11 protein-coding genes are annotated in these 9669 nt (G+C 70.6%); 1 reads left to right on the top strand and 10 read right to left on the bottom strand.

Going from position 1 to position 9669, the window contains the following annotated elements; all coding sequences use genetic code 11:
* Positions 1-140 (top strand): IS481 family transposase (locus VF557_13215; protein HEX8081163.1); only part of this gene is annotated, 140 nt, incomplete at its 5' end.
* Here the strand turns inward: VF557_13215 and VF557_13210 are convergent.
* The 10 genes from VF557_13210 to VF557_13165 form a co-directional block, all read right to left on the bottom strand.
* The gene (locus VF557_13210; GenBank protein ID HEX8081162.1) at positions 137-661 is read right to left on the bottom strand and encodes a tetratricopeptide repeat protein; all 525 of its coding nucleotides are present in this window, start codon (positions 659-661) and stop codon (positions 137-139) included. The genes VF557_13215 and VF557_13210 overlap by 4 nt on opposite strands.
* Positions 662-669: 8 nt before the next feature.
* Positions 670-1422, bottom strand: coding sequence for a 4-hydroxy-tetrahydrodipicolinate reductase (dapB, locus tag VF557_13205; GenBank protein HEX8081161.1), 753 nt, complete (start codon positions 1420-1422; stop codon positions 670-672).
* Between the two features lie 61 nt (positions 1423-1483).
* Entirely contained in the window at positions 1484-2794 is a 1311-nt protein-coding gene (locus VF557_13200; protein HEX8081160.1) for a pitrilysin family protein, read from the bottom strand.
* 141 nt (positions 2795-2935) lie between these two features.
* On the bottom strand, positions 2936-3451 hold the full coding sequence (locus VF557_13195; GenBank protein HEX8081159.1) for an O-acetyl-ADP-ribose deacetylase: 516 nt from the start codon (positions 3449-3451) through the stop codon (positions 2936-2938).
* 30 nt (positions 3452-3481) lie between these two features.
* A complete protein-coding gene (locus VF557_13190; protein ID HEX8081158.1) occupies positions 3482-3943 on the bottom strand; it encodes an Rrf2 family transcriptional regulator in 462 nt (153 codons plus the stop codon).
* A 96-nt stretch (positions 3944-4039) separates the two neighbouring features.
* Positions 4040-5044, bottom strand: a complete 1005-nt coding sequence (gene cysA, locus VF557_13185) for a sulfate ABC transporter ATP-binding protein (protein HEX8081157.1) — start codon at positions 5042-5044, stop codon at positions 4040-4042.
* A gap of 4 nt (positions 5045-5048) precedes the next feature.
* Positions 5049-5975 carry a sulfate ABC transporter permease subunit gene (locus VF557_13180; GenBank protein HEX8081156.1) on the bottom strand — a complete coding sequence of 309 codons (927 nt, stop codon included), beginning with the start codon at positions 5973-5975 and terminating at the stop codon, positions 5049-5051.
* Positions 5968-6819: a sulfate ABC transporter permease subunit CysT gene (gene cysT / locus VF557_13175; GenBank protein ID HEX8081155.1), complete on the bottom strand. Its 852-nt coding sequence runs from the start codon at positions 6817-6819 to the stop codon at positions 5968-5970. The genes VF557_13180 and cysT overlap by 8 nt, the downstream gene beginning before the upstream one ends.
* The gene (locus VF557_13170) at positions 6812-7834 is read right to left on the bottom strand and encodes a sulfate ABC transporter substrate-binding protein (protein ID HEX8081154.1); all 1023 of its coding nucleotides are present in this window, start codon (positions 7832-7834) and stop codon (positions 6812-6814) included. Before VF557_13170 ends, cysT begins: the two co-directional genes overlap by 8 nt.
* A gap of 233 nt (positions 7835-8067) precedes the next feature.
* On the bottom strand, positions 8068-9669 hold a 1602-nt coding region (locus VF557_13165), incomplete at its 5' end, for a polyribonucleotide nucleotidyltransferase (GenBank protein HEX8081153.1).

The raw sequence follows: 9669 nt of genomic DNA, 5'->3' as shown, positions 1-9669 counted from the left end.
ACCCCTACCACTCAGACACCCAACGATGCCAAGCTCTCACCACCTGGCTCCACACCTACAACCACCACCGCGGCCACACCGCACTCGCAGGCCACCCACCAGCAAGCCGCGTCCCCAACCTCTCAGGGCAGAACAGCTAGCCGCGCTGCTTGGACTTCTCGATGGCGGTGCGTATCGCCTCGCGAGCCCGCTTGCGGTCCCCCGCCAGGTCATAGGCCTGAGCCAGCCGGAACCAGGCACGCCAGTCCTGCGGCGCGCGCTCGACCACCGACCGCTGCCGGTCGAACCAGGCATCGGTGGCTTCGCGGTCCAACTGGCCCGACGGGAGCCGGGGCAGGACCGGCGCCTCGGTGAACAACCTCGCTTCCCGCATCCCGATCGCCAGCAGCTGGCACGACACGCCGAACCTGAGCTGGGCCAGCACCACCTGGACGCTGATCAGCGGCAACACCAGCACGGCGACGCCCAGCACCTTGAGGATCCATCGGTCTTCCATGAGCAGGTAGAAACCGCGCCAGGCGATCAAGAAGTAGTAGAGCGTCATCGCCGCGAGCAGCACCGCGGTGAGCAGCAGCGGGTTCGCCCGCCTGCTCCGAACCGGCTCGAGCCCGGTCGCGGCGCGCTCAGCACCCCCTCCTTCGTCGCCGCGATCCTCGCTCACCCGCCCTGTCACAACCCCAGCAACGAGTTCAGGCCGACGGTGAGGCCGGGCCGGTTGCCCACCTCGCGGACGGCCAGCAACACCCCCGGCATGAACGAGGACCGGTTCAGCGAGTCGTGCCGGATGGTCAGCGTCTCGCCCTCGGTGCCGAACAGCACCTCCTGGTGGGCGACCAGGCCGGTGGCCCGGACCGAGTGCACTCGCACCCCGTCGATGTCGGCTCCCCGGGCGCCGGTGACCTCCGCGGTGGTCGCGTCCGGCGCGGCGCTCATCCCGGCCCGGGCCCGGGCCGCCGCGATCAGCCGGGCGGTGGAGGTGGCGGTTCCCGACGGCGCGTCCACCTTCTGCGGATGGTGCAGCTCGATGACCTCGGCCGATTCGAAATAGGGCGCTGCCAACTGGGCGAACTTCATCGCCAGCACCGCGCCGATGCCGAAGTTCGGCGCCACCAGCACTCCCAGCCCGGGCTTGTCGGCCAGCCACTGCTGCACGGTGCTGAGCTTCTCATCGGTGAATCCGGTGGTGCCCACCACGGCATGCAGCCCGTGCTCGACCGCGAAGCTCAGGTTGTCCATCACGCCGTCGGGATGGGTGAAGTCCACCAGCACCTTCGCGCCCGACTCGACGGCGGCCGAGATCGGGTCGCCGAGGTCGATCGAGGCGACCAGTTCCAGATCGGCCGCGGCCTCCACGGCAGCGCAGACCTGCTGCCCCATCCGGCCGCGCGCACCCAGCACCGCCACCGCGATCAGCTCGCTCACCCTGACATCCCTTTCTGGAACCGCGCTAGACAGCAGAGTCGAACGCTAGACGGCAAAGTCGTTAGACAGCAGAGTCGAAATCGTGCTCGCCGAACGGGCCCACCACGCTCAGGCAGGTCGGCTGGGCGATCAGCTCGGCGGCCAGCTCGTTGACCTGATCGAGGGTGACCGCCTCGACCAGGCCCAGCAGGTCATCCAGGCCCAGCACGTCGCCGTAGGTCAGCTCCGCCTTGCCGATCCGGCTCATGCGCGATCCGGAGTCCTCCAGGCCGAGCACCATCCCCCCGCACAGTTGCCCCTTGCCGCGTTCGACCTCGTCGGCGCTGAGGCCGTCCGCGGCGACCGACTCCAGCACCGCTTTCATGATCGAGATGACCTCGTCGGTCTTGCCGGGCTGGCAGCCGGCGTACAGCCCGAACAGGCCGTCACCGGCGTAGGAGGAGGTGAAGGAGTAGGTGGAGTAGGCCAGGCCGCGCTGCTCGCGGATCTGCTGGAACAGCCGCGAGGACATCCCGCCGCCGATGGCCGTGGTCAGCACCCCCATGGCGAAGCGGCGCTCGTCGAAGCGGGACAGGCCCATCGCGCCCAGCACGACGTTGGCCTGCTCGGTGTCATCTACCACCACGCTGACCGGACGGGCGGGAGCCTTGTGCAGCTTGCGGTCGGGTCGAGGCTGGGGGCCGGCGTCGCCGTCGAAGAGCCGGCCGGTGAACGCGGCCCGGACCAGCCGGACGACCTCGCTGTGATCGATGTTGCCGGCGACCGAGACCACCATCTCCGAAGGCCGGTAGCGCCGGGAGTAGTAGCCGTGGATCTGCTTGCGGCTCAGCTGGTTGATCGACTGCTCGCTGCCCAGAATGGACCTGCCCAGCGGCGCGTCGCCGAACAGCGAGGCGGAGAACACGTCGTGCACCAGGTCCGAGGGGTCGTCATCGCGCATCGCGATCTCTTCCAGCACCACGGTGCGCTCGACGTCGACGTCGGCGGCGGCGATGGTGGCGTTGAGCACCACGTCGGCGATGATGTCGACCGCGATCGGCAGCTGCTGGTCCAGCACCGTGGCGTAGAAGCAGGTGTGCTCCTTCTCGGTGAAGGCGTTGAACTCACCGCCGATGGTGTCCATCGCCATCGCGATGTCCAGCGCGGACCGCTGCCGGGTGCCCTTGAACAGCAGGTGCTCCAGGAAGTGGCTGGCGCCGGCGACCGAGGGCGACTCGTCGCGCGAGCCGACTCCGACCCAGATGCCGACGCTGGCCGAGCGGACGCCCGGCATCGCCTCGGTGACGATGCGCAGCCCGCCCGGCAGCACGGTCCGCTTGATCACGCCGCCGCCTGAGACGGGCAGGGTCCGGGTCTTCGCGCGTGTGCTCACCCCGACAGCCTAAGCGGTGCCGACCGCCGGCCCGGTTCTAGCAGCCCAGCGGCCCAGCGCCCAGCGGTCCAGCGCGTCCAGCGGCCCGAGCGCCTACCGGCCATGCGCCTGCATCGCCTAGCGGCCAAGCGCCTGCAGCGCCTAGCGGCCCAGCACCTCATGCGCCAGGGCCAGCGTCTCGGGCTGCCACAGCACCAGCCGCGCCAGGGCCGGGGTTCCGGGCTGCCGCGCCGAGCGCAGCTCGGCCAGGGCCAGCTCGACGGCGCCACGCACCGGCCACCGGTAGGCCCCCGCCGAAATGAGCGGAAACGCGATCGAGTCCGCGCCCAGCTCGCCGGCCACCCGCAGCGACTGGCGATAGCAGGACCGCAGCAGCTCGCCGCGGTTCTCGGTCTCGGAGTAGACCGGCCCGACGGTGTGGATCACCCAGCGGGCCGGCAGCCGGCCGGCGGTTGTCGGCACCGCCTGACCGGTCGGCAACCCGTGCAGATGGGAACCGGCGCGCAACGCCCGGCAGGCCTGGCCGATCTCCGGCCCGCCCCGGCGATGGATCGCCCCGTCCACTCCGGAACCGCCCAGCAGGCTGGAGTTGGCGGCGTTGACGATGGCGTCGACCCGCTGCTCGGTGATGTCGCCGAGCACGACCTCGACCATCATCTGCGTTGCCGGCTCGAAATGGCTCGGGCGTTACCGGCCGCGCCGGGCCCAGGCCTGCGGATCATCCACCATCTTGCGCACGTGCGGCGGCAGCTTGCCGGTGAGCAGCTGCTGCAGCGAGGTCTCGTCCAGCACCTTGCGCAGGCTGGCCCGCACCGCCACCCAGAGGCCGGGCAGGTGCTCGGCCAGGCCGGTGTAGTTCATCTCGTCCGGACGCAGTCCCCGGACCTCGGCCAACGGCCCGTCGACGGCTCGGATCACCGAGCCGATCGAGATGTCGCTGGCCGGCAGGGCCAGGGCGTAGCCGCCGTCGGAGCCGCGCATCGAGCGGACGATGCCGGCTCGGCGCAGGTCGCCCAGGATCGCCTCGACGAACTTGCGAGGCAATTGCTGCTCACTCACCACGACATCGATCTTGACCAGGTTCGGCGCCCGGGCCGCCAGCGCCAGCAACGCCCGCACCGCGTAGTCGCTCTTCGCTGAGATCTCCACCCCGGCATTATCTCTCAAACCCGGTGGGAAACTAGGAAAGCCACGCGTCCCGGCCACTCAGCCGCGCTGACCGGCTGAGCTGCTGTTGGCCCCGGCTCAGCCGACGGTCAGCACGCTGGCGTCGCGCGCCGGGCGCAGCCACACCCGGCTGCCGACCCGCAGGTCCAGCGCGTCGGCCTGGCCACGGGTCAGCTGCACGGCGGTGTCGAACTCACCGGGCTTGGACCCACCGTCAGCTGCCCCGCCGAGCCCCGGCCCGTCAGCGCGCAGCTCGACCCGGACCTGAAAGCCCACCCGGCTCAGCCGTTGCACGCTGGCCGGCGCCGCGCCGGTGCTGTCGGCGGTCAGCACCTCGATGTCGTGCGGGCGGACCAGGTGCTCGCCCAGCCGGGTCACCGGGCCGAGAAAGCCCATCACGAAATCGTTGACCGGGTGGTCATAGAGCTCGTTCGGGCTGCCGACCTGCTCGATCCGGCCGTGGTTGATCACCACGAGCGAGTCGGCGACCTCCAACGCCTCCTCCTGATCGTGGGTGACGAACACGGTGGTGACGTGCACCTCGTCGTGCAGCCGGCGCAGCCAGTCCCGCAGCTCCTTGCGCACCTTGGCGTCCAGCGCGCCGAACGGCTCGTCCAGCAGCAGCACCTTCGGCTCGACGGCCAGCGCCCGGGCCAGCGCCATCCGCTGCCGCTGGCCGCCGGACAGCTGGGAGGGCAGCCGGTCGGCGAACTGGTCCAGGTGCACCAGCTGCAGCAGCTCGTGCACCCGCTGCCGGATCTCGGCCTTGGGCCGCTTGCGGATCTCCAGGCCGAAGGCGACGTTGCGGTAGACCGACAGGTGCTTGAACGCCGCGTAGTGCTGAAAGACGAAACCGACGTTGCGGCGCTGAGCGGGGATGTCGGTGGCCTCCACGCCGTCGATCACCACCGACCCGCTGTCGGCCTCTTCCAGGCCGCCGATGATCCGCAGCAGGGTGGACTTGCCACCGCCACTGGGACCGAGCAGCGCGGTCAGCTGCCCGCTCGCCACGTCGAGGTCGATGTCGGCCAGCGCGACGAAGTCGCCGAACCGCTTGGTGATACCCCGGGTCTGAATGCCCATCTGGCTACTTCTCACTCTGCTCGCGAGGACGGATGATCGAGATGATCACGATGCTCAGCGCGGCCACCGCGATCAGCACCACCGAGAGCTGGTAGGCGCCCGGCTCGAACTGCTCGGCGCGCTCGTCGACCAGCAGCGTCACCGTCTGGGTCTGGCCGCCGACGTTGCCCGAGACCACCCGGACGGCGCCGAACTCCCCCAGCGCCCGGGCCACGCTCAGCACCACACCGTAGGCCAGCGCCCACTTGATGGTGGGCAGGGTGATCCGGCGGAACCGCTGCACGGCGTTGGCGCCGAGGGACCGGGCGGCCTGATCCTGCTCCAGGCCGGTCTCGGTGAGCACCGGCAGCACCTCGCGGACCACCAGCGGCAGCGACACGAACGCGGTCGCCAGCACCATGCCGGGAGTGGCGAAGATGAGCTGCACGCCGCCAGCCTGCAGCGCCGGGCCGAACCAGCCGGTGGTCCAGCCGAACGCCAGGATCAGCGCCAGCCCCACGATGATCGGCGACACCGAGATCGGCAGGTCGATCAGCACGTCCATCAGCCGCCGGCCCCGAAAGCGATAACGGGCCAGCAGCAACGCCGCGCCCACCCCGAAGACGGTGTTGATCACCACCGCCGATCCGGCCACGATCGCGGTCAGCCGGAAGGCGGCGATCGCCTCGGGCCCGCTGATCGCCTCGACGAAGGTGGCCGCGCCCTGGTCGATGGTGCGCCACAGCACCAGCCCCACCGGCAGTGCCACCAGGATGCCCACGTAGCCCATCGCCACCAGTCGCAGGGCCCACCGGCTGCGGCTGGTCCGTCGCCGCCGTCGGGTCGGCCGGGCGGTCACCGGCCGGGATGCCCGCTCGCCGGCCGGCGCCGGCGGCCCGCCGGCCTCGAGGGCGCTGGCTCCGGCCGGCGCTGTCACAGCTCGCTCAGCCACGGCGCGCCGCCCAGTGCTGCAGGCCGCGCAGCGCGGCCAGCACCAGCACGCTGATCAGCAGCAGCACGGTCGCGACCGCCGCCGCGTCCGGCAGGTAGCCGCTCTCGATCTGCTGGAAGATGTACTGCGAGGCGACCTGGGTTCTGGGCAGCTGGCCGGAGATCAGGATGACCGCGCCGTACTCCCCCATCGCCCTGCCGAATGCCAGCGAGGCCCCCGCGGCGATCGCCGGCGCGATGGCCGGCAGCACGATCCGCACGAACGTCCGGATCGGGCCGGCCCCGAGCGAGGCGGCGGCCTGCTCGGCGTCGGTCTCCAGCGACAGCAGCACCGGTTCCACGGTGCGCACCACGAACGGCAGGGTCACGAACAGCAGCGCCACCAGCACCCCGGGCCGGGTGGCGTACCAGTTCACCCCGATCGGGCTGTGCGGGCCGTACAGGGTGTTCAGCACCAACCCGGCCACGATCGTCGGCAGGGCGAACGGGATGTCGATCAGCACCTCGAGCACCCGCTTGCCTGCGAAGTCCTCGCGCACCAGCACCCAGGCGATCAGGGTGCCCATCACGGCGTTGACCGCGCTGACCGCGGCAGCGGCCAGCACGGTCAGCCGGATCACCGACAGCGCCTCGGGGGTGGTGACGGCGGCCCAGAAGTCGTCCAGCCCCGCGCCGGCCCCCTTGGCCACCACCGCGGCCAGTGGCAGCAGCACCAGCAGGCTCAGCCAGAGCACCGCCAGTCCCAGGCCGGCGCCCGAGACGGCGCCCAGCCGCTGCCGATCCGCCGTCGGGTGGCTGTGCCGTCGCGGCCGCGACCCGGCCGGCACGGCCCGCGACTCAGCCACCGGCGCCGCTGATGATCCTGGTCACGATGCCGGAGCCCTTGTCGAAGTACTTCTTGTTCACCGCGCTCCAGCCGCCGAGGTCCGCGATGGTCTGCAGCTTGGCCACCGGGGGGAACGGGTTGGCCGGGTCGTTGGCGCCGGCCACGCTGCCCGTCGGGACGCCCTCGATCACCGGCCGGAAGCCCTTCTCGACGAAGACCTGCTGGCCCGTCTCGGTGCGCACGAACTCCAGGAAGTCCTTGGCCGCCTGCGGCGCGGTCTTGGTCACCGCGCCCGGGTTCTCGATCAGGATCGACTCGGCCGGCACCACGTAGTCCAGCGGCTGGCCCTTCTGCCGCGCCGCGATGGCCTCGTTCTCGTAGGACAGCAGGACGTCGCCGGTGCCGTTGAGGAACGTCGAGGTCGCGTTGGCGGCGCTGGAGGGCTTGCTGACCACGTTGGCGAAGAACGCCTTGAGGTAGTCCTGGGCCTGCGCCTCGGTCCCGCCGTTGGCCAGGACGTAGGAGTAGGCGGCCAGCACGTTCCACTTGGCCCCGCCGGAGGACCCCGGGTCGGGCGTGACGATGTCGACGTCTGTCTTGATCAGGTCGTCCCAGCCCTTGATCTGCAGCGGGTTGCCCTTGCGGACCGCGAACACCACCACCGAGCTCGACACCATGCCCTTGGTCGGGCCGCTGTTCCAGCTCGGGTCGACGAACTTGGGCACCAGCTTGGTCATGTCCGGCTCGAGCGAGAGCGCGACGAAGTCGGCTTCCTGGCCGTTGCTGACCGACTGGCTCTGGGTGCCGCTGGCGCCGTAGGAGGATGCCCAGCTGACGCCCTTGCCCTTGTCGGTGGCCGTGAACGCCGTGGTCAGCGCCTCGTAGGCGGGCTTGGGCACCGAGAACGCGACCAGGGACAGCTTGCCGCCGGAGGACGCGTCGGAGGACGAGCAGCCGGTCACCGCCAGCAACAGCGCCGCCGCGGCGGCTACCAGCGCGGCACCGGCAGGCCGGCGGGAAGGGGTCCTGGTCATGCGCGACTCCAGCGATTCTGTCTTTCCGATCGGACTACAAGACAATACCTGCTGACCCGCCCTCGGCACACCCTCAGAAATTACGATCAGGGCAGCCACCGGGCCGCGGGTGGATCCTCCCCCGCAACGCCTTGGTCCTGCCCGCTGCACATTCCCCTCAGAAACGCCTGAGGGGGCACGGGAGAGACTCCCGTGCCCCCTCAGGGCAGTTCCCGCGCTGAGCGCAGGGGTTTTTACTCCTCGGTCGCGCCCGCTTCGGCCGGAACCGACTCGGCGGCGCCGGCGGCCTCGTCGGCCACCGGGACCAGGCTGATCTTGCCGCGCTGGTCGATCTCGACGATCTCGACCTGCAGCTTGTCGCCGACGTTGACGACGTCCTCGACCTTGCCGATCCGCTTGCCGTTGCCCAGCTTGGAGATGTGCACCAGGCCGTCCTTGCCGGGCAGCAGCGAGATGAAGGCGCCGAAGGCCGCGGTCTTGACCACCGTGCCCAGGAACCGCTCGCCCACCTTGGGCATCTGCGGGTTGGCGATCGCGTTGATCCGGTCCACCGCGGCGGCCGCGGACGCCCCGTCGGAGGCTCCGACATAGATGGTGCCGTCGTCCTCGATGGTGATCTGGGCGCCGGTCTCGTCCTGGATCGCGTTGATCATCTGCCCCTTCGGGCCGATCACCGCGCCGATCTTGTCCACCGGGATCTTGACCACGGTGACCCGCGGCGCGTACGGGCTCATCTCGTCCGGACGGTCGATCGCCTCGGCCATCACGTCCAGGATGTGCAGCCGGGCATCGCGGGCCTGGGACAGCGCCGCGGCCAGCACCTCGGACGGGATGCCGTCCAGCTTGGTGTCCAACTGCAGCGCGGTCACGAAGTCCTTGGTGCCGGCGACCTTGAAGTCCATGTCGCCGAAGGCGTCCTCGGCTCCGAGGATGTCGGTCAGCGCCACGTACTCGGTCTTGCCGTCGACGGTGTCAGAGATCAGCCCCATCGCGATACCCGCGACCGGAGCCTTCAGCGGCACGCCGGCGTTGAGCAGTCCCAGCGTCGAGGCGCAGACCGAGCCCATCGAGGTGGAGCCGTTGGAGCCCAGCGCCTCCGACACCTGCCGGATCGCGTACGGGAACTCCTCGCGGCTGGGCAGGACCGGGATCAGTGCCCGCTCCGCCAGCGCGCCGTGCCCGATCTCGCGCCGCTTGGGCGAGCCGACCCGGCCGGTCTCGCCGGTGGAGTACGGCGGGAAGTTGTAGTTGTGCATGTAGCGCTTGCGGGTCTGCGGCGACAGCGAGTCGATCTGCTGCTCGAGCCGGAGCATGTTGAGCGTGGTGACGCCGAGGATCTGCGTCTCGCCGCGCTCGAACAGCGCCGAGCCGTGCACGCGGGGCAGCACGTCGACCTCGGCGGACAGCTGCCGGATGTCGGCGAGCCCGCGGCCGTCGATGCGCACCTTGTCGCGCAGGATGCGCTGGCGCACGAACTTCTTCTGCACCGAGCGGTAGGCCGCCGAGATCTCCTTCTCGCGGCCGGCGAACCGGTCGGCGAGGGACGCCTTGACGGACTCCTTCAGCTCGTCGACCCGGGCCTCGCGCTCGGACTTGCCGGCGATCGTGAGGGCCTGCGCGAGGTCGTCGCCGACGGCCTGCTCGACGGCGGCGTACACGTCGTCCTGGTAGTCCAGGAACAGCGGGAACTCGGCGGTCGGCTTCGCCGCGGCGGCGGCGACCTGCTGCTGCGCGCGGCACAGCGTCGCGATGAACGGCTTGGCGGCCTCGAGGCCCTGGGCCACGATCTCCTCGGTGGGGGCCTGCACGTTCTCGGTGGTGATGAGGTTCCAGGC

The organism is Jatrophihabitans sp., from assembly GCA_036389035.1.
Classification (GTDB): Bacteria; Actinomycetota; Actinomycetes; order Mycobacteriales; family Jatrophihabitantaceae; genus Jatrophihabitans_A.
The sequence above is the reverse complement of the archived record's forward strand: the minus strand, read 5'-3'. Positions and strand labels throughout refer to the sequence as shown.

Coding starts and splice junctions, on each gene's coding strand:
- VF557_13170 (HEX8081154.1), bottom strand. CDS start 7,834: ATGACCAGGACCCCTTCCCGCCGGCCTGCCGGTGCCGCGCTGGTAGCC.
- cysA (HEX8081157.1), bottom strand. CDS start 5,044: ATGGGCATTCAGACCCGGGGTATCACCAAGCGGTTCGGCGACTTCGTC.
- VF557_13195 (HEX8081159.1), bottom strand. CDS start 3,451: ATGATGGTCGAGGTCGTGCTCGGCGACATCACCGAGCAGCGGGTCGAC.